The organism is Pantoea sp. Nvir, assembly GCF_009829915.1.
Taxonomy (GTDB): domain Bacteria; phylum Pseudomonadota; class Gammaproteobacteria; order Enterobacterales; family Enterobacteriaceae; genus Pantoea.
The window spans coordinates 62,441-88,919 of sequence record NZ_SZZW01000004.1; the positions used below are offsets into that span (position 1 = coordinate 62,441).

Genomic DNA, 26,479 nt, shown 5'->3' on the forward strand with positions numbered 1-26,479 from the left:
TATAGAGTTGTGTGAAATAATTATATGAAATCAAGTGCATGGTTGACATATAGAGCATTGCATGCCAGTGGTTGCGTCGTTAATGAAAAGTGCGGCAGTATCGTGTCAATTTGAAAACTAACAGATGATAGCAGTGGAAGTGGGCATAGCTATCGTCTTTTATAGTTCAACGTTACTACTAAGTAGAACAGAACATCTCTTCTAATTATGCTGGTTGAGGTCCGCACCTTGTTGACTTATTTAATTTATTGCAACAGTATTGCAACAGTTTTGAATAGACCGCAGCTAGAAGCTGTTTGAGCCATATCTTAAAGATTAATGTGTAAGCTAGTTCTGGCTTCGTTAGATGAGCAGTAAAACAGCAACTAGGACTAATGAGAATCCCCAACCAGCCCATTCGAATATTAAATAGTCATACTAATATTCATTAAATTTTTCAAGTTGACAAACCACCACACATTACCGAATAAATTTTCGGTATCAGTCATTTTTCTTAACCCCGTTTGTCTAAACATATTCTATTCTTATTTACTTTACACGTGTAACGAATATCTTTCGTTTATATATGTGATCAAATACGGCTCTTGTCTCATAAAAGAAAGTAGAAAATATTAACATTAATTGTTTCAACTATTTTTGATAATTTTTATATATTATCGTTTTTCTTTCATTATTTATCATATCAATTTTTAAAATTAAATTTTTCCATAATTATTAGCGGGTTTTCAGTTAGTAAAACTAGCTACCGTGAATAGTTATATTCCCACCGTCCTTTTGCTTGACAATGATTTCATCGCCTCCATAAACTTATGATGTGGAAACAAAGGTGGGATAATGTATAAAAGTTAGGTAGTTGAGGAAAGAACAACTATCATGTTGAGTGAAGCAAAGTTGATTATCTTCAATATCCTAGCCATATCAAAGAGTTGTCACGTATAATATGCTGATGGAGTGAACATCTCAAGACCAGGATGATATGTACAAGCGTCCTTCATCAGCTGTTTTTTGCACTGTCCATATTAAGTAATCATAAAAAAGGTTATCTTATTCGCTTATTTAGCATGAACTATTTAGAATTTTGCTCAGTATCCTGCTGTGTTATTCCAGTAAGTACCAGAGGGTATGGGTAGTTTACCCTTCTTTAATATTTACCTAATGAAAGAAGTAAAACTCAGCTAATTCAATAAATTCAAACCGTAGCATGAAGAAACTAGTTATTAACAGGTCAAGAATATTAACGCGGAACCATCAACTGATGAGTGTTTCTCTGAACAGATGCGAGGCTTGTCTATCTCTATGCAGAAAAAATTTAAACATAACACAGTGCTACTATATGAAGCAGTTAGCGGTCTCAATATCAGAAAAGATGGCATTTACATCGATGGTACCTTTGGTAGTGGCGGACATTCACGTTTGATTTTGTCTCATCTGGGTACTCATGGAAGGCTGATCGCCATCGATCGCGACCCACAAGCCGTTGCTACTGCCTTTGAAATTAAGGATACCCGTTTTTCCATTGTGCATGATACTTTCTCTTCCTTGTCCGATCATGTTAACGCACTGGAACTAAGTGGAAAGATTGACGGTATCTTGCTAGATCTAGGCGTGTCAAGGCTACAGCTGGACGATGCTAAACGTGGCTTCTCCTTTATGCGCGACGGGCCTCTAGATATGCGTATGGATCCAACGCAAGGGTCTTCCGCCGCTGAATGGCTGATGCATGCAAGAAAAACAGATATAGCTTGCGTGCTAAAAACTTATGGTGAAGAGCGTTTTGCCAAACGTATTGCCCACGCCATTTTTGAGCGTAACTGCAAAAAACCAATGACGCGTACTAAAGAGCTAGCTGAGGTTATTACAGCGGCAATGCCAGTAAAAGATAAATTTAAACATCCGGCAACACGTAGCTTTCAAGCGATTCGTATCTGGATAAACAGTGAGTTAGAAGAGCTTAAAACCGTGCTAAAGAGCACATTAAAGATTTTGGCACCAAATGGACGATTATCCGTTATCAGTTTCCATTCTTTGGAAGATCGATTAGTAAAGCATTTTATGCGCGATAAGAGTCAAGGACCACAGGTACCGGCGGGTTTACCAATAACCGATATGCAAATTTCGGCGCTAGGGGGATGTCAGTTGAAACTACTTAGCAAGATAATGCCGGACGAGGCTGCAGTGGTCAATAATCCGCGCGCGCGCAGCTCAGTCTTGCGCATTGCAGAGAAAACTACCGCATGATTGGTAATAGAATTCATAGCTTGCCATGTTTAATTGGTGGCGATCTGTTGCGATATGGCAAAATTCCAGTAATTTTACTGATTGTGGTTTTGGTTTCGGCCGTCATAGTTGTGACCATAACTCATGAAACACGTCTGTTAACCGCGCAGTATGAAAGACTGATTTTAGAATGTGACGCGCTAGACATTGAATGGCGTAATCTGATACTTGAAGAAAATGCTCTTGGCAATCACAGTTGGGTAGAGCATTTCGCTACCGAGAAGCTACAGCTACAGCCTGTCGATCCCTCACAGGAAAACATTTTAATACAGAAAGAAGAAATACTAAATCGCCATGAGCGGCGTAAGTAAAATGCTAAGGCCAAAATTGAGAAAAAGAAAAAATAAAGCCAGCCTTATAAGCTGGCGTTTTAAATTAATTTGTAGCTGTATCTTAATGTCGTTATGTGGTCTACTATCGCGTATTGCTTGGCTACAAGTTATCAGTCCCGACAACCTGGTTAAAGAAGGCGATCTACGCTCCTTGCGTGTGCAAGCAATTCCCACCGTACGAGGTATGATCAGCGATCGTGCCGGTCGCCCCCTGGCCGTCAGCGTGCCGGTTAATGCTATTTGGGCCGATCCTCAAGAGCTATATGATCTATATAACGCAGGCGGTGTTACTTTCGACAACCGCTGGAAAGCACTTTCTGATGCACTATCTATTTCGTTTGATCAGCTGACAACGCGCGTTAAAGCTAATATTAAATCTAAAGGTACAGGGCGCTTTATTTACCTTGCGCGACAAGTTAGTCCTGAGATCAGTAATTATATTAAAAATTTAAAGCTACCTGGCATACATCTACGTGAAGAGTCGCGCCGCTATTATCCAGCCGCTCAGGCGACTTCTCACTTAATTGGTTTTACTAATATTGATGGACAAGGCATTGAAGGTATCGAAAAAAGTTTTGATAAATGGCTGACTGGTGTACCTGGTGAACGTACAGTCCGGAAAGATCGCTATGGCTGCGTGATTGAAGATGTCTCCGTAGTAGATAGCCGCGCAGCGCATAATCTTACTCTTAGCATAGACGAACACTTACAGACACTTGTCTATCAAAAACTTAGTAACGCCGTTGAGTTCAATAAAGCTGAATCTGGGTCTGCTGTGCTGGTGGATATCAAGACTGGCGAGGTGCTCGCTATGGCAAATAGCCCAGCTTACAACCCCAACAACCTCAGTAATACGCCGAAAGAGACGATGCGTAATCGCGCCATTACAGACGTTTTCGAACCTGGTTCTACCGTGAAGCCGATGGTGGTAATGACAGCACTTCAGCGCGGTATCGTACGGGAAAATAGTGTACTCAATACTGTGCCCTATCGTGTCAATGGATATAGAATCAAGGATGTAGTACGTTATAATAAATTAACACTTACAGAGATTTTACAGAAGTCTAGTAACGTTGGGGTTTCACGTCTAGCATTAGCAATGCCACCTTCAGCTCTATTAGAAACTTATGTGCGTTTTGGTTTGGGTAAGCCAACTAATTTAGGATTGGTTGGTGAAAGTAGTGGTTTATACCCTCAAAAACAACGGTGGTCTGACATAGAGAGGGCTACCTTTTCTTTCGGCTACGGGTTAATGGTAACGCCGTTACAGTTAGTGCGTGTTTATGCGACTATCGGCAGCTACGGTATCTATCGACCGCTGTCGATCACCAAGACTTATCCCTCGGTGGCAGGTGAACATATTTTCCCAGAATCTTTTGTAAAAACTGTGATTCATATGATGGAAAGTGTGGCATTACCAGGCGGCGGAGGCGTTAAAGCAGCGATTAAAGGCTATCGCATTGCAATTAAAACAGGGACAGCAAAAAAAGTCGGACCGAAAGGCCGTTATATCAATAGATATATTGCCTACACCGCAGGCATTGCGCCTGCCAGTCATCCTCGTTTCGCTTTGGTAGTTGTAATCAACGATCCAAAGGCCGGTAAGTATTATGGCGGTACAGTTTCTGCCCCAGTGTTCAGTACTATTATGGGAGGTGTTTTACGTTCGATGAACATTAGCCCGGATGCATTGTTGCCTAGTGATAAAAATAAACTAGCAACTCATAGAAATAAAAACACGAATGTCAGATCGTAATCTACGAGATTTATTGAGCATATGGGTGCCAAACGCACCGGCGCTTCCCTTGAAAAATATGACACTCGACAGTCGCAAATCAGCGACTGGTGACGTATTTATAGCTGTTACAGGACATCGTGCTGACGGAAGGCATTTTATTCCACAAGCGATCGCACGAGGTGTATTTGCCGTGATCGCGGAAGCAGAAGGTGCAGCTATGGATGGAGATATCCGTGAAATAAATGGCGTACCTGTTATTTATCTAGAACAGCTCCAGCAACGTCTTTCAGCATTGGCAGGTCGCTTTTATGGTCAGCCAGGGGAAAATCAAAAAATAGTTGGTGTTACCGGTACTAACGGCAAAACCACTACTACGCAGCTGCTGGCGCAATGGGTTCAAAAACTAGGCGACACCAGCGCGATAATGGGCACCGTTGGCAACGGTTTGCTAGGACAATTGACTGAAACAGAGAATACAACGAGTTCAGCTGTTGAAGTTCAACATGTGTTGCATAGACTATTACAGCAGGGAGCTAAGCTGACTGCAATGGAGGTTTCCTCGCACGGCTTGGTACAACATCGTGTTGTGGCACTACCATTTTCTGCTGCCGTATTTACCAACCTGAGTCGCGATCATCTTGATTATCACGGTGATATGCAGGCTTATGAATCGGCTAAGAAGCTGCTGTTTACCAGGCATCGTGTGGGTGAAATGATCATCAATGCTGATGATGCAGTAGGCCGCCGTTGGGTGATGACCTTACCAAATGTCGTTGCTGTCACCATCAAGAATAATCTCCCATTAGGATATCGCGGTCGCTGGGTAAGTGCCAATAAGATAACTTATCATGACAACGGCGCGTATATTTACTTCAATTCAAGCTGGGGAGCAGGTGAAATTAATAGTCGTCTGATGGGCTCGTTTAACATCAGTAACCTTCTACTAGCTTTTGCTACGTTACGAACACTTGATTATCCGCTCACCAGTCTAGTGCAAACAGCACCACAGCTGCAGCCGATATGCGGGCGTATGGAGGTGTTTAGTGTCCCAGGCAAACCGACAGTTGTAGTGGATTATGCCCATACACCAGATGCACTAGAAAAAGCATTGGGAGCCTTACGTCTACATTGTAAGGGCAAGCTATGGTGTGTATTTGGTTGCGGTGGTGATCGCGATAAAGGCAAACGTCCGTTAATGGGAGCTATCGCCGAGCAGTTCGCAGACATGGTGATTATTACTAATGATAATCCTCGTAACGAAGATCACCAAGCTATTTTTAATGATATTTTAACTGGGCTTCTTGAGCCACATCGTGTGAGCGTTATCGCCAGTCGCATGCAAGCGCTTACTAACGCTATTTTGCAGGCACAGTCAGACGATATTGTGCTAGCGGCGGGTAAAGGTCATGAAGAGTATCAAATCGTAGAAAATTTTAGGCTGAATTATTCAGATCGCGCCACAGTTGCAGCGTTGTTAGGAGTAGCAAAATGATCCCTGTTTCCCTAAAAACCTTAGCTGAAATCAGCGGTGGTGATCTTTACGGCAGTAATCTAACCCTGACTCATGTCACTACCGATACGCGTCAAGTGACGCAGGACAGCCTGTTTATAGCGCTAATTGGCAAGCACTTTGACGCACATACCTTTGCTCTTGACTCTATTGCAAGAGGTGTGAAGGCATTATTAGTTAATAAATATTTACCAGTTTCTGTCCCCCAGGTAGTAGTTGCTGATACGCGCATTGCGTTAGGCAAGCTAGCTGCTTGGGTACGCCAGAACTCAAAAGCTCGCTTTATAGCACTTACCGGTTCGTCTGGTAAAACTTCTGTTAAAGAGATGACTGCCGCTATCCTGCGTCAGTGCGGCGAAACACTCTATACCTCTGGTAACCTAAATAATGATTTTGGAGTGCCAATAACGCTGCTGCGCCTGACAAAGGAGCATCAGTATGCGGTTATTGAACTTGGAGCGAATCACCCAGGAGAAATCTCTTATATCACTGACTTGGTGCGTCCCGAGAGCGCGTTGGTGAATAACTTAGCTGCTGCTCATTTGGAAGGATTTGGTTCATTAGCGGGAGTAGCAAAGGAGAAAGGAGAGATTTTTAAAGGTCTGTTGGCAGATGGTACCGCAATCTTCAATACAGATAGTAACGATCGGCTCAGTTGGCAAAAATACTTGCATAATAAAAGAGTATGGAGTTTCTCACCTCAGGCTGCCGATAGTGATTTTACTGCGCGTGATATTGCTATTAGCACTAATAGTACATACTTTACTATGCATACTCCTTGTGGGGATATCGTGGTTAAGCTGCCGTTACTTGGTATTCATAATGTTGCCAATGCACTCGCAGCGGCTGCATTAGCGTTGTCAGTTGATGCCTCGCTTAGCGATGTGCAGAGTGGCTTACAAAAATTGCAGGCCATGCCTGGCCGCCTTTTTCCAATTCGTCTCTCCAAGCATCAGCTGATACTTGATGATAGCTATAATGCTAATCTTGGGTCGATGATAGTTGCCGCACAGGTGTTAAGTAATATGCCTGGATATCGCGTACTGGTAGTAGGTGACATGGCGGAGCTAGGAGAGGAAACAGAACAATGCCACCGTAAAGTTGGGTTAACAGTAAAAGCCGCAGGCGTTGATCGCGTTCTGAGCGTTGGCACCTGTAGTGCCATTATTAGCGAAAGCAGCGAGGTTGGCGAACATTTCGATAATAAAACCGCTTTGACTAAACGTTTACGGAAGCTATTGTCCGAACATAGGGAATTAACCGTTTTAATTAAAGGTTCACGTAGTGCCGCCATGGAGCATGTTGTACAGAACTTACAGGAGATGGGAATATGTTAGTCTGGCTGGCCGAACATCTGATATCTCTAAATTCTGGTTTCAACATCTTTTTATATCTCACTTTTCGTGCCATTGTTAGCCTACTGACCTCACTCTTTATTTCCCTGTGGATGGGTCCACATTTGATCGCCTGGCTGCAAAAATTACAAATTAGTCAGGTAGTGCGTAACGATGGTCCGGAATCGCATTTCAGTAAACGCGGTACGCCAACCATGGGCGGAATTATGATTCTAACCTCGATTATCATCTCAGTACTGATGTGGGCTTATCCCTTAAACCCATATGTTTGGTGGGTACTTATTGTGTTGGTAGGCTTCGGCATTATCGGCTTCGTTGATGACTATCGAAAGGTAGTGCGTAAGGACACCAAGGGGCTAATCATCTGTTGGAAATATTTCTGGATGTCAGTAATTTCGCTGAGTGTAGCATTCGGCCTTTATCTTACTAGTAAAGACACACCTGCGACTCAGTTGGTAGTGCCTTTTTTCAAAGATATCATGCCTCAACTGGATTGCTTCTATGTGGTAGTAGTTTACTTCGTTATCGTTGGTACTAGCAACGCTGTTAACCTTACCGACGGGCTGGATGGCTTAGCAATTATGCCGATTGTCTTCGTGGCGGCAGGCTTTGCCTTCGTGGCCTGGGCGACCGGTAATGTTAAATTTGCTGAGTATCTGCATATTCCTTATCTGCGTTACGCAGGTGAGCTAGTAATAGTGTGTACCGCTATTGTTGGTGCAGGACTCGGATTTTTATGGTTCAACACTTATCCGGCACAGGTTTTTATGGGCGACGTAGGAGCGTTAGCTCTAGGCGGTACACTCGGTACTCTCGCAGTCCTACTGTGTCAGGAGTTTTTACTAGTAATTATGGGCGGAGTGTTTGTGGTGGAAACACTCTCGGTCATTCTGCAGGTGGGATCGTTCAAATTGCGCGGTCAACGTATTTTTCGTATGGCACCAATCCACCATCACTATGAATTGAAAGGCTGGCCAGAGCCACGGGTTATCGTGCGCTTCTGGATAATTTCGCTGATTCTTGTACTAATTGGCCTAGCTACACTAAAGGTACGTTAATCATGGCTGACTATCGAGATAGAAAAATTATTATTATAGGGATGGGCGTGACTGGACTTTCTTGCGTTGATTTTTTTTTATCTCAAGGTGTGACGCCGCGTGTGATGGATACTCGAATATTGCCTCCGGGACTCGATAAGTTACCTCAGCAGATTGAGCATTATACCGGGGGGCTTAACAAAGCTTGGCTTCGTACGGCAGATCTTATTGTAGCTAGTCCTGGTATCGCGCTAGTTCATCCGGCATTAAATCAAGCTGCACAAGAAGGTATTGAAATAATTGGAGATATTGAGCTTTTTTGCCGTGAAGTACAGGTTCCGATTATAGCAATTACTGGCTCGAATGGTAAAAGTACGGTAACTACGCTACTAGGTGAAATGGCGCGTGATGCTGGCTGGCAAGTTAACGTATGCGGCAATATAGGCCTGCCAGCACTAAGGGTGCTGAAATTGCCTTCACAGCTTTATGTGCTAGAGCTTTCCAGCTTTCAGCTGGAAATTACTTTTAGCCTGAAAGCTGCAGCTGCCACTATTCTCAACGTCACTGCAGATCATATGGATCGTTATCCTCTTGGCATACAACAATATCGTGCTGCGAAACTGCGTATCTATGAAAATGCACAGGTCTGTGTTGTGAATGCTGATGACGCAAGAACTATGCCAGTACAAGGTATGGATACGCGCTGTATTAGTTTTGGCATCAAGTGCGCAGACTATTCTCTCAATAGCGAGCAGGGCACGACCTGTCTATACGTGAATGGTGAAAAAGTTCTGAATACCAAGGATATGAAATTGATCGGCCAGCATAACTATACCAATGCGCTGGCGGCTCTAGCGTTAGCAGATGCCGTCGCTCTACCGCGCGCTTCTAGCTTAGCGGTGCTTTCTAATTTTAATGGATTAGCACATCGCTTCCAGCTAGTTTATGAATCTAACGGCGTGCGCTGGATCAACGATTCGAAAGCTACCAACGTCGGTAGTACTCAAGCGGCACTAAACGCCTTAGAGGTAAAAGGTAACTTGTGGCTACTACTAGGCGGCGATGGGAAATCTGCCGATTTTTCACCTTTGGCACGCTATGTGCAGGATGAAAAGGTTCGCCTTTACTGCTTTGGCCGAGATGGTAACGTGCTGGCTGCATTGCGTACGGATAACCATGCTGTACGAACTGAGACAATGAAGGAGGCAATGGTTCTAATTGCACTGCAGGTTCAGCCTGGAGATATAGTATTACTGTCTTCTGCCTGTGCTAGTCTTGACCAATTCCTTAATTTTGAACAACGTGGTGAATGCTTCGCGCAATTGGCAAAGGAGTTAGGCTAATGTGTATTTCTAAAGTCAGACTTCTTATCAATCTGTTTACTTTTCTTGGCATCCGTCTAAAAGACTGGGTAACAAGAGCCTGTAAAAGTGATGACTCAGTTCTAGTTCTCTATGACCGTACTTTATTATGGTTGACTTTTGGATTGGCGATCATAGGCTTCGTAATGGTGACTTCAGCATCGATGCCAGTAGGACAGCACTGGAATGATGATCCCTTTTACTTTGCCAAGCGTGATGCTTTTTATATCTTGATGGGTCTTGGAATTGCCTCGGTAACACTGCGCGTGCCAATGTATTTTTGGCAGTGCCACAGTAATGCAATGCTAGTAGTTTCGATAGTGATGTTATTTATTGTTCTGGTGGTCGGTAGTTCAATTAACGGTGCATCTCGTTGGATCTCTTGCGGCCCTTTTAGTATTCAGCCTGCTGAACTATCAAAATTATCACTATTCTGTTATCTCGCTAACTATCTAGTGCGTAAAGTAGAAGAAGTGCGCAATAATTTATGGGGTTTTTGTAAACCAATGGGAGTAATGGTAGTAATGGCAGTACTACTGCTGGCACAGCCAGATCTCGGTACTGTAATAGTTCTGTTCGTTACAACTCTAGCAATGCTTTTTTTAGCAGGGGCGAAATTGTGGAAATTTTTAGCTATTATCGGCTCTGGCATTTTTGCGGTAATACTACTGATTATTGCTGAACCTTACCGCATGCGCCGCGTGACCTCCTTCTGGAATCCTTGGGAAGATCCCTTCGGTAGTGGCTATCAGTTGACACAATCACTGATGGCTTTGGGACGTGGTGCGTTCTGGGGTCAGGGGCTTGGAAACTCAGTACAAAAATTAGAATATCTTCCGGAAGCGCATACCGATTTTATTTTCTCTATCATTGGTGAAGAACTAGGGTATATAGGTGTAGTTATATCTTTACTGATGGTATTTTTCATTTCTTTTCGTGCTATGTCGATTGGCCGCCGAGCCCTAGAGATCCATCAGTGTTTTTCTGGTTTTTTGGCTTGTTCAATTGGAGTATGGTTCAGTTTTCAGGCGTTAGTTAACGTCGGTGCGGCAGCTGGTATATTGCCAACGAAAGGACTAACACTGCCGTTAGTCAGTTACGGCGGCTCTAGTCTACTAATTATGTCGACTGCCATTGTATTTTTACTACGTATTGATTATGAGACGCGCTTAACCAAAGCGCAGGCGTTTACACGAGGTACCTGATGAGTGGAAAACGTTTGATGGTGATGGCGGGAGGAACGGGTGGTCATGTGTTCCCCGGTCTAACCGTTGCTCATCATTTAATGGAGCAGGGGTGGCAGGTTCGCTGGCTTGGTACTATTGATAGGATGGAAGCAGATTTAGTACCAAAACATGCTATTGATATAGAATTTATTCACATCAATGGGTTGCGAGATAAAGGCTTAAAAGCACTGTTGTTAGCATCGATGCAAATTTTCAATGCATTGTATCAAGCACGTACCATTGTACGGGCGTGGAAACCTGATGTTGTGCTGGGTATGGGCGGGTATGTTTCAGGACCCGGTTGCTTGGCGGCTTGGAGCTGCGGCGTTCCCGTAGTACTGCATGAACAGAATAGAATTGCCGGGTTTACTAATAAATGCTTAGAGAATATTGCAAGTAAAGTGTTGCAGGCTTTTCCAGGCGCGTTTCCGTACGCAGACGTAGTGGGTAATCCGGTACGCCCTAACGTGCTAAGGCTTTTACCTCCTGATCAGCGCTTCGCGAACCGCAGTGGTCCGATACGTGTGCTAGTGGTAGGAGGAAGCCAAGGCGCACATGTGCTAAATCAGACGCTGCCGCAGGTTGCAGCAGCGCTGCAAGACAGTATTATACTATGGCACCAGACTGGTAACGGTGCTCGACTAGATGTGCTTAAGTCATATCAGAAGGTGGGTCAGCCTCAACATAAGGTAACGGAATTTATTAGTGATATGGCGGCTGCTTACGCTTGGGCCGATATAGTGGTTTGTCGATCTGGTGCGCTAACTGTCAGTGAAATTGCTGCCGCTGGATTACCGGCAATTTTCGTGCCGTTTCAACACAAAGATCGTCAGCAATACTGGAATGCTCTGCCGCTGGAAAAAGCAGGAGCAGCTAAAATTTTTGAGCAATCGCAATTTACCGCTGATGCTATATCGAAAACTTTGTCCCGCTGGGACCGTTCCATCCTATTTAATATGGCTGTAAAAGCCCGTCAGGAGGCTATTCTCGATGCAACCGAACGGGTTGCTCTAGAAGTAGCACGCGTTGCAAAGTGACAAATCACTATACCTTTGTTGGTAAAGGCTAGCAAAGGTATAGCGTAGGATAATAGGTAACTAAGAGTAATGAATACAAAACAACTAACAGCACTTCGTTCAATTGTACCGGAGATGCGTTGCGTTCGTCATATTCATTTCGTCGGCATTGGCGGTGCAGGTATGGGGGGTATCGCGGAGGTGCTAGCAAATGAGGGTTACCATATTAGTGGTTCTGATCTGGTACAGAATGCGGTGACCCAGCATCTGGCGTCTATAGGTGCTACGATCTATTTTAACCATAGCCCGGAAAACGTAACTAATGCCAGCGTGGTAGTAGTTTCCAGTGCGGTAATGCAGGATAACCCCGAGCTGGTTGCAGCGTTTAAACAGCGTATTCCGGTGATTCGTCGCGCAGAGATGCTGGCGGAACTGATGCGTTTTCGTTATGGGATCGCCATTGCTGGAACGCACGGTAAAACTACCACAACTGCCTTGGTATCAAGTATTTACGCTGAAGGAGGCCTAGATCCTACTTTCATCAATGGCGGACTAGTTAAAGCTGCAGGTACGCACGCGCGTCTGGGCAGCAGCCGCTACTTAATTGTAGAAGCGGATGAGAGCGACGCCTCTTTTCTACATTTGCAGCCGATGGTGGCAGTCGTGACTAATATTGAAGCCGACCATATGGATACTTATCAGGGCGATTTCGCAAACCTGAAGGAGACTTTTATTAATTTTTTACATAACCTTCCGTTCTATGGGCGTGCAGTGATGTGTATTGACGATGTAGTGATCCGCAGTCTCATCTCTCATATTGGGCGTCAGATCACAACTTACGGTTTCAGTGAAGACGCTGACGTTCGCATTGAGCACTATAAGCAGAGCGGTGCACTCGGACGCTTTAGGTTGGTACGTCATAACAAGCCACCCCTACAGATAACTTTAAACGCACCGGGCCGTCATAATGCACTAAATGCTACGGCAGCGGTCGCGGTAGCGAGTGAAGAGGGAATTGATGATAGGGCGATACTCCATGCTTTAGAAAACTTCCAGGGCACGGGGCGTCGTTTTGACGTGCTAGGTGAATTTTCGACAGCTTTAATAAATGGCAATGAAGGAAAAGCAATTTTAGTAGATGACTATGGCCATCATCCCACCGAAGTGGATGCTACTATTAAGACAGCACGTGCGGGATGGCCTGATAAAAAGTTGTTAATGATTTTTCAACCACATCGTTATACACGTACTCGCGATCTTTTTGATGATTTTACTAACGTACTAGGACAAGTCGACGTGTTATTAATGCTAGATGTCTATTGCGCGGGTGAGCGACCGATTCCAGGTGCAGATAGCCTAGCACTGTGCCGTTCTATTCGCGAACACGGCCAGGTAGATCCGGTGCTGGTGCCTGAGCATGATGCGCTACCTGAAATATTGATACCTTTACTGTCCGGCAACGATCTAATTTTGGTACAGGGAGCTGGCAACATCAGTAAAGTGGCACGTAAGCTGGTGGAGTGTAAATTGCAGTTTGAGTGTAAAATAGAGGAAAGAGTGTCATGATTGATAAAATCACTGTCTTCAAGAGTAATACATTAGCAAAATGCAATATTTTTGCACTGATGATACTGAAAAAATAGGTTTTTAATGATGCTGCTGCTATCTGTAGGCGATGACGTCAGCTATCATCATAAGGAAGCTACGCAGCGAGCCTATTTGACGAGAGTATGGTTTGCTTTATGGGAATTTTTCCTGGATGTTGATTCAATTATACCAGGTAGATCTAAAGGCGAAAATTTGTGACCCCATGGAGCGTCTCAAATTGCTACTCTACTTTGAGTCTAGCGGTAAATACTCACGCTTTAGTGTTAGTTTTAAGTTCGATTCGCTGCTGAGCAGCGCTGAATATAGCATCCAGTCATATGAAAAACCTTTTCATCGAAGTTTTTCTTTGTTGTGTAGAGTACACAGTTCACAACATAGGAAAGTAGAGTCTAATGTTGATAATTATTTAAATTAATAGCTAGTTATACAACTATGGAGCTATATATATCTGATTATACGGAGTATTTGTTCATAACTGAATTAAACACAGCTCTGGCAGTGAATCTGCAGCTGGTGACGAAAGTATGGCGCGTGCTGAGCGGTAGCATGTGGAGAAGCTTAAGTACGATACCGGGCAGTAGAGGTAATTTTCAGCTACCTGAGGTAGAGGTACCAATCATGACTAGTCATAGCTCTGTGCTAACAGTCGCTATGGAAGATATGATAAGCATCTCCTGTTTAATAAAGTATATTCTGGAGCTGGCTAACTGATATGTCACAAGCGGCACTGAACGTAAGGCACACCGAATCTCAGGAGCAGGAGAGAAAACAACGTAACAATGGAACAAAGCTCTTTGACATCTTTTTTTTACTGATAGTAATCGGGATCATGATTTTTAGTGGACTGCTAATACTAAAGTGGATGAACAACTTATTACGGCTACCTGATTCACGGCTGATAGTGACTTGTGAAACCCATTACACCACTGACAATGATATTCGCCAAGCTATTTTGGCATCAGGTACACCGGGAACATTTATATCACAGGATATAAATGTTATCCAGAAACAGATTAAAAGGCTCCCGTGGATTAAACAGGTTAGCGTGCGCAAACAGTGGCCGGACAAACTGAAGATCCATTTGGTAGAGTATGTGCCGATGGCACGTTGGAATGATTTGCATATGGTAGATTCAGAGGGTATTTCCTTCAGCGTGCCCGTCCGCCATTTCAGTAAAGAGACCATGCCGATGCTATACGGCCCAGAAGGGAGCGAGAAAGAGGTGTTGGTAGGTTACCACAGTATGAACAACTTGCTAAAAGCTAATAAGCTTATCCTAAAGGTAGCATCGATGACAGCGCGGAGGTCATGGCAATTAGTCACCAGTGACGATATACGTATAGAGCTAGGGCGTGACGAGACTATGAAACGTCTGAAACGATTTACTGAAATTTATTCAGTGTTACAGCAGCAGGGGAAGAACGATCACAAACGTCTCAGTTATGTTGATTTGCGATACGCATCTGGAGCAGCCGTGGGCTGGATTCCAGTACCTGTAGAACCTGTGGAGCTGCAGGATAGTAATTAGTAATAGAATTAGGCACAGGCTAATAAATGATCAAGGCAACGGACACAAAACTGATAGTAGGACTTGAAGTGGGCACTGTGAAGGTCGCCGCCTTGGTTGGGGAAGTTCTGCCCGATGGTATGGTCAACATTATTGGGGTGGGCAGTTACCCGTCTCGTGGTATGGACAAAGGTGGTGTTAATGATCTGGAGTCGGTGGTGAAGTGCGTGCAATGTGCTATTAATCAAGCCGAAATTATGGCGAATTGCCGAATTTCATCCGTTTACCTTGCGTTATCAGGCAAACATATCAGCTGTCAGAATGAAATAGGGATAGTACCGATTTGCGAAGAAGAAGTGACTAAAGATGATGTAGAAAATGTTGTACACACTGCGAAGTCAGTACGTGTGCGTGATGAGCACCGCATCCTGCATGTTATTCCTCAAGAATACGCTATCGATGATCAGGAAGGCATTAAGAATCCGGTTGGATTGACTGGCGTTCGTATGAAGGCAAAAGTCCATCTGATTACATGTCATAATGATATGGTAAAAAATATCGTTAAAGCTGTTGAACTTTGTGGAGTAAAAGTCGATCAACTGATTTTTGCCGGCCTAGCGTCTAGCTTCGCTGTACTAACAGAGGATGAACGTGAGATCGGAGTATGTGTTATCGACGTTGGTGGCGGTACAATGGATATTACAGTCTATACAGGTGGTGCACTTCGCCATACTAAAGTTATCCCTTATGCGGGGAATGTGGTGACTAGTGATATCGCTTATGCTTTCGGAACACCACAGACAGATGCAGAAGCTGTTAAAATACGCTATGGCTGTGCGCTAGGTTCGCTAGTTAGCAAAGGTGACACTATCGAAATACCTAGCATAGGCGGACGTCCCATACGCAGTTTGCAACGACAGATGTTGGCCGAAGTGATCGAGCCACGTTACACCGAATTGCTGAACCTAGTCAATGATGAGATTCAGCAGCTACAGGGACAATTATGTCAGCAGAGTGTCAAGCGCTATCTAGCAGCGGGGGTGGTATTAACTGGCGGTGCAGCACAGATTGAAGGACTAGTTGACTGTGCGCAACGTGTATTTTACACACAGGTGCGTATTGGGTACCCGATGAATATTACGGGATTGATCGATGACGCTCAGAAACCTTATTACTCAACTGCAGTTGGGTTGCTACATTATGGCAGGGAGTCTCGTATGCATATGAATAGAAATATAGCAACAGGGAACCGCACATCAGTAGGAAACTGGTTCAAGAGAATCAATAGCTGGTTGAAAAAAGAATTTTAATTTTTGAAAGGAGACTATTCTGACATTATTATTTATGGTCTCCAGTTAATAGGCACATAACGGAGAAAAATCATGGTTGAACCGATGAAATTAACCAATGAGGCGGTGATTAAAGTCATCGGCGTCGGTGGCGGAGGTGGTAACGCTGTAGAGCACATGGTACGTGAACGTATCGAAGGTGTGGAGTTTTTTGCTGTAAACACCGATGCACAGGCTTTACGTAAAACAGCTGTTGGTCAAACTATCCAGATCGGTACTAGTATTACCAAAGGGTTGGGCGCAGGTGCAAATCCGGAAGTAGGTCGTACATCCGCAGAAGAGGATCGCGAAGCACTATGTTCTGCTCTAGAGGGATCAGATATGGTGTTTATTGCTGCTGGTATGGGCGGCGGTACTGGTACCGGCGCTGCGCCAGTAGTAGCAGAAATAGCTAAAGACTTGAGCATTTTAACAGTCGCCGTAGTGACTAAACCATTTGATTTCGAAGGTAAAAAGCGTATGGCGTTTGCTGAACAAGGCATTGCTGAGCTATCGAAGCATGTAGACTCGCTGATTACTATTCCTAACGATAAATTGCTTAAAGTGCTTGGCCGCGGTATCTCTCTGCTTGATGCCTTCGGCGCGGCGAATGATGTATTAAAAGGCGCGGTACAGGGCATAGCTGAGCTTATTACCCGCCCAGGACTGATGAACGTCGACTTTGCTGATGTGCGTGCCGTTATGTCCGAAATGGGATATGCCATGATGGGTTCTGGCGTCGCCTGTGGTGAAGACCGCGCAGAAGAATCAGCAGAAATAGCAATTTCAAGTCCTCTTCTAGAAGATATTGATCTTTCTGGAGCACGTGGCGTACTTGTCAATATTACTGCGGGATTTGATTTGCGTTTAGATGAATTCGAAACCGTAGGTAACACAATACGCACTTTTGCTTCCGACAACGCGACTGTAGTGATCGGTACTTCTCTACATCCAGAGATGAACGACGAACTGCGCGTTACCGTGGTAGCAACCGGTATCGGTATGGATAATAGACCAGAAATGACAATGGTAACTAATAAGCCTTCCTGCCAGTCTGTTGTAGACCACCCCTACCAACAGCATGGTATGCTGCCACTGCCAAAGGAGCAAACTCCATCGCCTAAGGTGGTAAATAATCAGAACGTGCAGTCGAATAAAGAGCCTGCTGATTACCTTGATATTCCAGCATTTTTGCGTAAGCAAGCTGATTAAGAATTACCTGAGGATTAGAATTCTTCGCTCTTTGTGCTAAATTGTCCTCCCGTCGGTAAAGTATACTAGCGGTCGGATGGGTGATATTGCGAGATAATACGATGATCAAACAAAGGACATTAAAACGTATTGTTCAGGCGACCGGTGTAGGGTTACATACCGGTAAAAAAGTTACGCTAACATTACGCCCTGCACAGGCAAATACCGGGGTCATCTATCGTCGTACTGATTTGAATCTACCGGTTGAGTTTCCGGCTGATGCAAAGTATGTGCGCGACACCATGCTGAGTACATGTCTGGTGAATGATGAAGGTGTACGTATTTCAACAGTTGAGCATTTGAATGCCGCTCTAGCTGGCTTAGGAATCGACAACGTTATTGTTGAAGTTAATGCACCCGAAGTTCCTATTATGGACGGCAGCGGTGCACCTTTTATCTATCTTCTAATGGATGCGGGAGTTGAACAACTTAATAGCGTGAAAAAATTTGTGCGCGTTAAGCAAGCAGTTCGTGTAGAAGATGGGGAAAAGTGGGCAGAGATTAAACCATATAACGGCTTTTCTCTTGATTTTATTATTGATTTCGATCATCCGGCGATTGATTCCAGCTCTCAGCGTTATCAGCTGAACTTTTCTGCCGAATCCTTTGTGCGTCAAATTAGTCGTGCCCGTACATTTGGCTTTATGCGTGAAATCGAATACCTGCAATCTCAAGGTTTATGCTTGGGCGGTAGTCTGGATTGTGCTATTGGCCTTGATGATTTCCGCGTGTTGAACGAAGAAGGCTTGCGTTTTGAAGATGAATTTGTTCGTCATAAAATGCTCGACGCGATCGGTGATCTGTTTATGTGCGGACACAATATTATTGGTGCATTTACCGCGTTTAAAGCAGGTCATGCATTAAATAATAAGCTGCTGCAGTCAGTTTTGGCTAAGGATGAAGCTTGGGAATGGGCCACCTTCGAAGACGAAGCTGAGCTGCCACTGACATTCAAGACGCCAAATCTGGTTTTGGCTTAATGGACCTGGAATATTATTAAATGGCTGGGTATGCTGACGATACCTACCCGTTCAGCGGCACTGGCTGTTTCTTATTATATCCTTTTAAAGGATTGAAAATCCACACAATGTATCGTAACAAAAGATACAATGCTGTTGAAATACTAGATAAATGCTCAAATTTTAGCTTAAAGCTGCCTTAGATACATTAAATACACTGATGTGGCAACTCTACATTGATGCTAATATCGTGCAGGCACTTTTAAAAAGATGAGTATCTTATCTCGTGATAGGTGGTAACCCACTAACAAAAATGCGATTGTTGATTCGCAACGGAATATTTGTGATCGGATTTTTTTTACGCTGGCAACAAGTAGGCAGGCGCTGTTTCTGGATTCATCTCCTGGGGGGGATAGTGGGGTCCAGCTTCAGCTTGCCCGTTTGTGCACGAGGCTTACTCAAGCCCAGCACTTCATCTAAATCAACTTCCAGTGGCTTATTTACCGATAATGCTGCACATTTTGATCATCTACTGTGTAGGCAAAAAAAACAATATGCCTTCCTATTTTTACTATTGATTATTGGTATCAGTATGCTTTTTGCACCTTTATCATCCGCCTTTACATTCACGTTATCGTACTTTTATTACTGCTTGATCGGAGTAGTAAAACCCATACAGACCGAGTTGGACCAGGTACGAACTTGTCCGAAATACTTTTTTAAATACCTTTTCCATTATCCCAGTAACCAAGAGGCGGTTGAATTGAGATTTTTTTCATGTTAATCAAGTTATTAACAAAATTATTTGGCAGCAGTAACGATCGTACTTTACGCCGTATGCGTAAAACTGTAGACGTTATTAATAAAATGGAAGTGGATTTTGAGAAACTCTCAGACAAAGATCTGAAGACAAAAAGCCACGAGTTTCGCGAACGGTTACAAAAGGGAGAATCGCTAGAAAGCCTAATTTCGGAAGCTTTTGCTACCGTACGCGAAGCAAGTAAACGCGTTTTTGGTATGCGCCACTTTGATGTACAGTTGATCGGCGGCATGGTGCTCAATGATTGCTGTATTGCAGAAATGCGTACTGGTGAAGGTAAAACTCTGACTGCGACGCTACCGGCCTATCTGAATGCTTTGACTGGCAAAGGAGTGCACGTCGTGACCGTTAATGACTATTTGGCGCAACGTGATGCAGAAAACAACCGCCCGCTATTTGAATTCCTTGGTCTGAGTGTTGGCATTAATCTACAGGGTATGTCATCTGCGGCAAAACGTGCAGCCTACGCATCGGATATTACCTATGGTACTAACAATGAATATGGTTTTGACTATCTACGTGATAACATGGCTTTTAGCCCGGAAGCGCGTGTACAGCGCAAGTTACACTATGCTCTGATAGATGAAGTAGACTCTATATTAATTGATGAAGCACGTACGCCGCTGATTATTTCTGGGCCAGCTGAGGATAGTTCTGAGCTCTATTTGAAGGTCAATGACATTATTCCAAATCTAGCACGTCAAGAGAAAGAAGATTCTGACACATTTCAGGGTAAAGGAGATTTCTGGGTTGATGAAAAAACACGTCAGGTACATATGACCGAGCGTGGTCTAGTTAAATTAGAAGAGTTGCTAGTTAGCAAAGGCATTATGGATCATGATGCATTACTATACTCAACAAATAACATCATTTTAATGCATCACGTTACTGCGGCTTTACGTGCTCATGCGCTCTTTATGCGTGACGTAGACTATATTGTGAAAGATGGCGAGGTGGTCATCGTTGACGAGCACACTGGACGTACTATGCACGGTCGTCGCTGGTCTGATGGTTTACACCAGGCGGTGGAAGCAAAAGAGGGCGTGGAGATTCAGAATGAGAACCAAACGCTAGCTTCTATTACCTTTCAAAACTACTTCCGTCTTTATGAGAAGCTGGCCGGTATGACCGGTACAGCAGATACTGAAGCGTTTGAGTTCAACCTTATCTATAAGCGCGATACTATTGTGGTACCTACCAACCGTCCGATGGTGCGTCAAGATCTGCCCGATCTGGTTTATATGACAGAAAAAGAGAAGATTGACGCGATTATTGAAGATATTCGTAAGCGTATTGCAAAAGGTCAGCCGGTTCTAGTAGGTACTATTTCTATAGAGAAATCGGAAGTAGTCTCTAAAGAGTTAACGCGTGTAGGAATCAAACACAATGTGTTAAACGCTAAGTTCCACGCTCGTGAAGCAGATATTATAGCGCAAGCTGGTCAGCCCGGTACAGTCACCATCGCTACCAATATGGCAGGCCGTGGTACCGATATTGTGCTAGGTGGCAGCTGGCATGCAGAAGTTGCTAAGTTAATAGAACCAACTGAAAAGCAAATTGAAGCGATTAAAAATGCGTGGCAGGTACGTTATAATACGGTATTAAACGCAGGCGGTCTTCATATTATCGGTACCGAACGCCATGAATCTCGTCGGATTGACAACCAGCTACGTGGCCGCGCTGGGCGTCAGGGCGATGCTGGTTCTTCTCGTTTCTATCTGTCAATGGAAGATGCGCTAATGCGTATCTTTACCTCAGACCGCGTCTCTAATATGATGCGTAAATTAGGTATGAAGCCTGGCGAAGCCATCGAGCATCCTTGGGTAACTAAAGCAATCGCTAATGCGCAGCGTAAGGTAGAAAGCCGTAACTTTGATATTCGTAAGCAATTACTGGAGTATGACGACGTCGCGAACGATCAGCGTCGTGTCATTTACAATCAGCGTAACGAACTGCTTAATGTTTCCGACGTGAGCGAAACCATCAATAGCATTCGCGAGGACGTATTCAAAGCAACCATCAATCACTATATTCCACCTCACTCTCTAGAAGAAATATGGGACATAGCAGGTTTGGAAGAGCGTCTACGTAAAGACCTCTATCTTGATTTACCAATCGCTGAGTGGCTGAATAAGGAGCCTTCTCTTTCTGAAGAGACGATATACGATCGCATCATGACACGCGCACGTGAAAAATACGACAGCAAAGAAGAGATTATTGGTGCTGAAATGATGCGCAAATTGGAAAAAGGCGTAATGCTACAGACACTAGATTCATTGTGGAAAGAACATCTGGCAGCTATGGACTACCTACGTCAAGGTATCCAACTACGCGGCTATGCGCAGAAAGATCCGAAACAGGAGTATAAGCGGGAATCATTTTCTATGTTTGCAACTATGCTAGAATATCTAAAGTATGAAGTAGTGAGCACCCTGAATAAAGTTCAAGTACGTGTTCCGCAAGAGATAAAAGCAATGAAGCAGCAGTATATCACCACCGATACTCAGTATCTAGATCTGGCGCAACGGCAACTTAATCACATTAACGATGAAACTCCAGTAGATTTGCTGGTAGTACAAAACGGAGATCATAAAGTAGGACGTAACGAACCTTGTCCGTGTAGCTCTGGCAAAAAATATAAACAGTGTCATGGGAGACTGGGATGACAGATACCTAGGAAAAATAACTTTAAATTCCATGGGTTAAGCAATCCTTAAGAAAGCATGCTTTTTTAGAGATTAGTGTAAGTTACACAACTTGTTGGACATAAAATTTCACGAAGTGTGTTTTCAGGTGGTTGCCATTACCTATAACACCAAATAATAGACCTTCTTGGCTAGCTGAACAACAGGCGGGTTTGTAACTATAGTTAAATACATGAGAAGTTTCCATGTAGAGTATTGAGGTCGGAAATTACCACAAGCGTATATCTTGAAGATCTGTGCGTTGCTGTGCATCTGGCTAAGTTTTTTTAGTGAAAAGTTAAAAAATCAAAGCGTTGGAATGAGAGACAGCACCACACTATCTCTAGTACTGAGTAGCGCAAAACCCCACATCTATCAAATTCACTTTGATAGCAGATTTGATTACAAGTCAGCCTTTAGAGTTAGGTATGTATGAAGCTGGCTGATATTAGTCTCATGCTCTCTACCCTAATCGTCACTGTTAATTTTATCGCATTTGCTGAAAATACGCTTATCTTCTATCACCCATTCGCCCAAATCGATTAGCTGACAGCGTTTGCTACAAAATGGCCGCCATGGAATAAACTCATTCCAAATCACATTTTTATAGCAGCGTGGACACGGAACAGTCAAAAATTCATTTTGCATCACTACCTCTAACAACATGCTAATTCAAAATTAAGTTGCATAGGGACTTGCACTTCGCCACATTCGTTGTAGAGTGGCAGAAAACGGATCGCATAACGACTCTTATGGCCGGAAACTTGAGGATAAAGCGCATCTTCCAGATGTAGTTGTAACCGTAACAAATCTGCGTCCTCTACATTGTCCTGATAAAAACCATTCAAGCTTGTCTGATGGCGAAACGTACCTGACTGACGAATCAGGTCTAGGATTATTGCCAGACTCTGATTTAGCGGTTCTAGTGTTTCTAGCCAAGTCGTAACCTGTCGATCTCGCACTTCCTGGGGCTGATGCAACCAGATATGAAGTCCAGGTAAATCAAAACTACAGCATCCTCCTGGAATATTAAGTCTTTGGCGTACTGAAGAGATAAGTCGATCTTCACGTAGTTGACGACCCATACGTGGTGCTCTATTAAGATGAACGGTCTGTGTTCTTAGCTTTTCGTGTAGTGCATCGACTACTGCGACATTAACACCGGGTACATCAGCCCAGGAGCGCAGTTTTTGTTGCTGGCGTTCTATCTCCTTTATGAGATCAGTACGCATATCACCACGCTCGAAAATATCTAACAGTTCGCTCATGATACGGAAAAAATTCAGTGCGGCGCCTGTATGGGTAATGCGCATGGTTTCGTGTAGCTGTTGGATCAGAAACTCAAAGCGAAGCCAAGTGCGCATTTTTTCATTTAGAGGGTGTTCAAATAAAACGACTGTACTCATGGCGTTAATCCTGTTAAGTCACCCGCCGCCAGTGCCAAATAGCGCTGATGCAGTTCGGCAACCTGTGACAGTGCTTTATTGAGCTCGCCGATGTTATTAATGACATCGTCAGCTACAGCTAGACGCGCATCGCGCGTCGCCTGAGCAGCTAAAATATTTTTAGCCTGCTGAAGATCGATGATATCGCGTTGTATGGTGCGCGTAATCTGTGTAATTTCGTCTACGTCGATTACTAGCACGCGATCAGCTTGGCACTGAAGTTTATTCTCTACCAACAGCGGCACAACCCATAGAACATAGGGTGCTTTTATCAACGCTTTGAGTTGCTGCGTACAAGCGTGAATCAGAGGATGAAGCAAGGTATCCAACCAAGCTTTTTCTTCAGGTTGATTAAAAATCATCTCTCTCATTCGTCCTCGATTCAGGAAACCTTGATCGGTCAGAATGAAGTTGCCATAACGTTTTGTGATCCTTTGCAGTGTTGATGATCCAGGTTTAACTATTTTACGCGCAATAATATCTGCATCGATAAGAGGCACACCCAAAGACTCGAAAGCCTTAGCAATCGTGCTTTTCCCGCTACCGATTCCACCGGTCAACGCCACAGTATAGGGGTATATCACCCTCTTAGTTACACCGGAGGGAGCCGAATTGTGTATGCTCACAATAAAAATTCTCAGACAAATTTATCAGACTTCAGCTTGAATAATTGTAGCTTAAATAAAGCTACATTTGCAGTACTATCGTAAGGTAAATGTTAAGTATCATTATGCAGTGCAATAAAACCGTAAACATTACCTAAATTTTTTTAGGCACAATTAATTAGTGCGCGTTTTTATACGTGATAAAAGAATATTTGAATAGGGTTTAAAGATATTTTTTTCTCCAAAAATATTCTTTAGACATTGAAATCCTTTTTCATGTTGAATGGTGCACTTTTATTATGTTAAGCGTATGCTATACACAAGTTTTCTTCGAGACAGGTTGGTATAAAACTGATTTAGTGCATGCATATACACGCGTAAAAATTGATATTGGTTATCCCCATTGATATACGGTAGTTGAGTGTACTAATAAGTATACAGGATGAATATCTAAATTTTAAATACTGGTTTCTGCACTATATCTACCAAACCCAAAAATCTCAGGAAGAAACTGCACTATTATCTGTGCGGACGGCCCGGGTAAGAATAACGAATACCAGTGCCACGTTATAATCAATTACACCGCCAAGTCCAGCAGGTATTGGATATTATCATCTGCCGTAGCTGTATTAATTTCTTCGCTATCAAGTTGATATAAAATGTTGTTGATAACACTAGATTACTAATCTATACCGTTCTATATATAGATCTTACCTAGTATAATTAGGTAAAAATTGGTATCGCAGGACGCGTAATATTGAGCAATCGATTTAGATTGAGTAATACATTTAAGATCAATGATAACGTTTATTTTTAGTTGATTTAACGCACTAAGGTAGTTGTAAAGTGTAAAGAATATCACACTTTTTGGTGTGAGCAGGTGACTGGAATTAGAGTTTATTAGGTAGCTTTTACCCTAGTAGGATGAATGAGCAGAAGAGGATACAACACATCCAGTATTTTACTGGTGTATTCTACTTCCACCAGCTGAGTGAGGTGAAAAGAAAAAAAACAGCTGTTTTAACTTTTCACTACTGCCTGAATGCAATGCATATACTGCAAAAACGACACTTCTTATGATACTAATATTAGTTTAACTGTAAGTGTGTTTACGCTTTTCTAATATGTCAGCTTAATCATGCTAAGCGCTAATAAAGATAAATCTCACAAGCTGCTTGTATGATTCCTTTTCTTCGTCAGCATGGTACTTTGTTAAATTGATCGCTGTGAGTGAGGATACAGATTATCTCCGCACGAGTTTCAACATACTAATTAATTTTAAAATAAAAATACCTGATATTTTATCTATGATATCATCATGCTCTAACAAAAATGATGAAGTAAAAATATAAGGAAGTAAAACCAATAACAAGTCCATTTATTCTTAATAAGAATATGTAATAACTATTATAGTTTCAGTGAAAGAAAAAATTCATACCAACGTAACTCATAAAACGCTGTATACCACTGTACGGCTATCGAGGATTATAGTTTGGTAATAAAGCGCATTGAGATGTCGAGTGCGCAAATGTTTTTAGTGAGAGCGCCGACAGAAACATAATCAACGCCGGACTGTGCAATTTGCGGCAATGTCACTTCTGTAACGTTGCCAGAGACTTCAAGTTGTGCTCGTCCCTCAGTATATGCTACGGCGGTACGTATCTCGTCGAACGTAAAATTATCCAGCATAATAATGTCGGCACCCACCGCTAGCGCTTGTTCCAGTTCTACCAGCGATTCAACTTCTACTTCAATCGGTACGTTTGGATGTAGCCAGGACGCTTTTTCCACCGCTTGCTTGATAGAACCACTTGCAATAATATGGTTTTCTTTGATTAAAAAGGCGTCGGAGAGATCAAGACGGTGATTTACGCCACCACCGCACAATACGGCATATTTTAAAGCCGTGCGCAGTCCTGGTAGTGTTTTACGAGTATCTAGAAGCTGAGTTTTGCTACCTTTAAGTAGCTTCACATATCGATTTGTCTCTGTTGCTACTCCTGAAAGCATTTGGATGAAATTTAAAACTGTACGTTCCGCGGTAAGCAAGCAACGAGCAGGACCATTCAGAGTGAACAGCAATTGATCAGGTATAATGCTGTCGCAATCTTCCACCTGCCAGCTCAAGATGATGTGAGTGCCAAGTTGGTTAAATACTTCTTCCACCCAGCGTTTACCACAAAAAATACCTGCTTCACGGGTGATGACCTGTGCGTACGCTTGGGTAGCTTCTGAAAGTAACTGTGCGGTGATATCACGATCAACATTAATTTCGCCGCCCCCTAAATCTTCCTGTAATGCGCGTATAACTGTAGCAGGGATATCTTCTTCAATGCGTGCTATCAGCACTTTGAGACGGTTAGCTGCATCGTAATGACGGCTGATCATAGTACTATTACTCCCCATAATCATAAAAACGA

The 26,479-nt window shown here is 43.3% G+C and carries 20 protein-coding genes; 16 read left to right on the forward strand and 4 right to left on the reverse strand.

Annotation, left to right across the window (positions count from 1 at the left end; genetic code table 11):
• Positions 1–1,296 precede the first annotated feature (1,296 nt).
• The 16 genes from rsmH (at position 1,297) to secA (ending at position 21,991) form a co-directional block, all read left to right on the forward strand.
• Positions 1,297–2,238: a 16S rRNA (cytosine(1402)-N(4))-methyltransferase RsmH gene (rsmH, locus tag FD729_RS03655; protein ID WP_159931932.1), complete on the forward strand. Its 942-nt coding sequence runs from the start codon at positions 1,297–1,299 to the stop codon at positions 2,236–2,238.
• The gene (gene ftsL / locus FD729_RS03660; protein WP_159931933.1) at positions 2,235–2,588 is read left to right on the forward strand and encodes a cell division protein FtsL; all 354 of its coding nucleotides are present in this window, start codon (positions 2,235–2,237) and stop codon (positions 2,586–2,588) included. Before rsmH ends, ftsL begins: the two co-directional genes overlap by 4 nt.
• Complete coding sequence (gene ftsI, locus FD729_RS03665; protein ID WP_159931934.1) at positions 2,572–4,365, forward strand: peptidoglycan glycosyltransferase FtsI; 1,794 nt, start codon at positions 2,572–2,574, stop codon at positions 4,363–4,365. Before ftsL ends, ftsI begins: the two co-directional genes overlap by 17 nt.
• Positions 4,352–5,839, forward strand: a complete 1,488-nt coding sequence (gene murE / locus FD729_RS03670; RefSeq protein ID WP_159931935.1) for a UDP-N-acetylmuramoyl-L-alanyl-D-glutamate--2,6-diaminopimelate ligase — start codon at positions 4,352–4,354, stop codon at positions 5,837–5,839. Before ftsI ends, murE begins: the two co-directional genes overlap by 14 nt.
• A complete protein-coding gene (murF, locus tag FD729_RS03675) occupies positions 5,836–7,194 on the forward strand; it encodes a UDP-N-acetylmuramoyl-tripeptide--D-alanyl-D-alanine ligase (protein ID WP_159931936.1) in 1,359 nt (452 codons plus the stop codon). The genes murE and murF overlap by 4 nt, the downstream gene beginning before the upstream one ends.
• The gene (gene mraY / locus FD729_RS03680; protein ID WP_159931937.1) at positions 7,188–8,270 is read left to right on the forward strand and encodes a phospho-N-acetylmuramoyl-pentapeptide-transferase; all 1,083 of its coding nucleotides are present in this window, start codon (positions 7,188–7,190) and stop codon (positions 8,268–8,270) included. Before murF ends, mraY begins: the two co-directional genes overlap by 7 nt.
• 2 nt (positions 8,271–8,272) lie before the next feature.
• Entirely contained in the window at positions 8,273–9,592 is a 1,320-nt protein-coding gene (gene murD, locus FD729_RS03685) for a UDP-N-acetylmuramoyl-L-alanine--D-glutamate ligase (RefSeq protein WP_159931938.1), read from the forward strand.
• Positions 9,592–10,815, forward strand: coding sequence for a cell division protein FtsW (ftsW, locus tag FD729_RS03690; RefSeq protein WP_159931939.1), 1,224 nt, complete (start codon positions 9,592–9,594; stop codon positions 10,813–10,815). Before murD ends, ftsW begins: the two co-directional genes overlap by 1 nt.
• The gene (gene murG / locus FD729_RS03695; RefSeq protein WP_159931940.1) at positions 10,815–11,873 is read left to right on the forward strand and encodes an undecaprenyldiphospho-muramoylpentapeptide beta-N-acetylglucosaminyltransferase; all 1,059 of its coding nucleotides are present in this window, start codon (positions 10,815–10,817) and stop codon (positions 11,871–11,873) included. The genes ftsW and murG overlap by 1 nt, the downstream gene beginning before the upstream one ends.
• A gap of 69 nt (positions 11,874–11,942) precedes the next feature.
• Complete coding sequence (gene murC, locus FD729_RS03700) at positions 11,943–13,418, forward strand: UDP-N-acetylmuramate--L-alanine ligase (RefSeq protein WP_159931941.1); 1,476 nt, start codon at positions 11,943–11,945, stop codon at positions 13,416–13,418.
• A gap of 507 nt (positions 13,419–13,925) precedes the next feature.
• A complete protein-coding gene (locus tag FD729_RS03705; RefSeq protein ID WP_159931942.1) occupies positions 13,926–14,171 on the forward strand; it encodes a hypothetical protein in 246 nt (81 codons plus the stop codon).
• Between the two features lies 1 nt (position 14,172).
• Complete coding sequence (gene ftsQ / locus FD729_RS03710; protein ID WP_159931943.1) at positions 14,173–14,988, forward strand: cell division protein FtsQ; 816 nt, start codon at positions 14,173–14,175, stop codon at positions 14,986–14,988.
• Positions 14,989–15,014: 26 nt separating this feature from the next.
• The gene (gene ftsA, locus FD729_RS03715; RefSeq protein WP_159931944.1) at positions 15,015–16,277 is read left to right on the forward strand and encodes a cell division protein FtsA; all 1,263 of its coding nucleotides are present in this window, start codon (positions 15,015–15,017) and stop codon (positions 16,275–16,277) included.
• A 72-nt stretch (positions 16,278–16,349) separates the two neighbouring features.
• Positions 16,350–17,507, forward strand: coding sequence for a cell division protein FtsZ (gene ftsZ, locus FD729_RS03720; RefSeq protein ID WP_159931945.1), 1,158 nt, complete (start codon positions 16,350–16,352; stop codon positions 17,505–17,507).
• A gap of 101 nt (positions 17,508–17,608) precedes the next feature.
• A complete protein-coding gene (gene lpxC / locus FD729_RS03725; RefSeq protein ID WP_159931946.1) occupies positions 17,609–18,526 on the forward strand; it encodes a UDP-3-O-acyl-N-acetylglucosamine deacetylase in 918 nt (305 codons plus the stop codon).
• Positions 18,527–19,282: 756 nt separating this feature from the next.
• Positions 19,283–21,991: a preprotein translocase subunit SecA gene (secA, locus tag FD729_RS03730; protein WP_159931947.1), complete on the forward strand. Its 2,709-nt coding sequence runs from the start codon at positions 19,283–19,285 to the stop codon at positions 21,989–21,991.
• Between the two features lie 486 nt (positions 21,992–22,477).
• On the opposite strand, the gene yacG is transcribed toward secA, so the two are convergent.
• The 4 genes from yacG to nadC all read right to left on the reverse strand — a co-directional run bounded on the left by yacG (position 22,478) and on the right by nadC (position 26,447).
• Positions 22,478–22,657, reverse strand: coding sequence for a DNA gyrase inhibitor YacG (gene yacG / locus FD729_RS03735; protein ID WP_159931948.1), 180 nt, complete (start codon positions 22,655–22,657; stop codon positions 22,478–22,480).
• Positions 22,658–22,665: 8 nt separating this feature from the next.
• Positions 22,666–23,415, reverse strand: a complete 750-nt coding sequence (gene zapD, locus FD729_RS03740; RefSeq protein WP_159931949.1) for a cell division protein ZapD — start codon at positions 23,413–23,415, stop codon at positions 22,666–22,668.
• Positions 23,412–24,080 carry a dephospho-CoA kinase gene (gene coaE / locus FD729_RS03745; protein ID WP_236421736.1) on the reverse strand — a complete coding sequence of 223 codons (669 nt, stop codon included), beginning with the start codon at positions 24,078–24,080 and terminating at the stop codon, positions 23,412–23,414. Before coaE ends, zapD begins: the two co-directional genes overlap by 4 nt.
• Before the next feature lie 1,464 nt (positions 24,081–25,544).
• Positions 25,545–26,447, reverse strand: coding sequence for a carboxylating nicotinate-nucleotide diphosphorylase (gene nadC, locus FD729_RS03750; RefSeq protein WP_159931950.1), 903 nt, complete (start codon positions 26,445–26,447; stop codon positions 25,545–25,547).
• Positions 26,448–26,479 lie beyond the last annotated feature (32 nt).

Coding starts and splice junctions, on each gene's coding strand:
- murD (WP_159931938.1), top strand. CDS start 8,273: ATGGCTGACTATCGAGATAGAAAAATTATTATTATAGGGATGGGCGTG.
- murE (WP_159931935.1), top strand. CDS start 4,352: ATGTCAGATCGTAATCTACGAGATTTATTGAGCATATGGGTGCCAAAC.
- murG (WP_159931940.1), top strand. CDS start 10,815: ATGAGTGGAAAACGTTTGATGGTGATGGCGGGAGGAACGGGTGGTCAT.
- nadC (WP_159931950.1), bottom strand. CDS start 26,447: ATGATCAGCCGTCATTACGATGCAGCTAACCGTCTCAAAGTGCTGATA.
- zapD (WP_159931949.1), bottom strand. CDS start 23,415: ATGAGTACAGTCGTTTTATTTGAACACCCTCTAAATGAAAAAATGCGC.
- lpxC (WP_159931946.1), top strand. CDS start 17,609: ATGATCAAACAAAGGACATTAAAACGTATTGTTCAGGCGACCGGTGTA.
- yacG (WP_159931948.1), bottom strand. CDS start 22,657: ATGCAAAATGAATTTTTGACTGTTCCGTGTCCACGCTGCTATAAAAAT.
- ftsI (WP_159931934.1), top strand. CDS start 2,572: ATGAGCGGCGTAAGTAAAATGCTAAGGCCAAAATTGAGAAAAAGAAAA.
- secA (WP_159931947.1), top strand. CDS start 19,283: ATGTTAATCAAGTTATTAACAAAATTATTTGGCAGCAGTAACGATCGT.
- murF (WP_159931936.1), top strand. CDS start 5,836: ATGATCCCTGTTTCCCTAAAAACCTTAGCTGAAATCAGCGGTGGTGAT.
- ftsL (WP_159931933.1), top strand. CDS start 2,235: ATGATTGGTAATAGAATTCATAGCTTGCCATGTTTAATTGGTGGCGAT.
- ftsQ (WP_159931943.1), top strand. CDS start 14,173: ATGTCACAAGCGGCACTGAACGTAAGGCACACCGAATCTCAGGAGCAG.
- murC (WP_159931941.1), top strand. CDS start 11,943: ATGAATACAAAACAACTAACAGCACTTCGTTCAATTGTACCGGAGATG.
- ftsW (WP_159931939.1), top strand. CDS start 9,592: ATGTGTATTTCTAAAGTCAGACTTCTTATCAATCTGTTTACTTTTCTT.
- rsmH (WP_159931932.1), top strand. CDS start 1,297: ATGCAGAAAAAATTTAAACATAACACAGTGCTACTATATGAAGCAGTT.
- ftsA (WP_159931944.1), top strand. CDS start 15,015: ATGATCAAGGCAACGGACACAAAACTGATAGTAGGACTTGAAGTGGGC.
- ftsZ (WP_159931945.1), top strand. CDS start 16,350: ATGGTTGAACCGATGAAATTAACCAATGAGGCGGTGATTAAAGTCATC.
- mraY (WP_159931937.1), top strand. CDS start 7,188: ATGTTAGTCTGGCTGGCCGAACATCTGATATCTCTAAATTCTGGTTTC.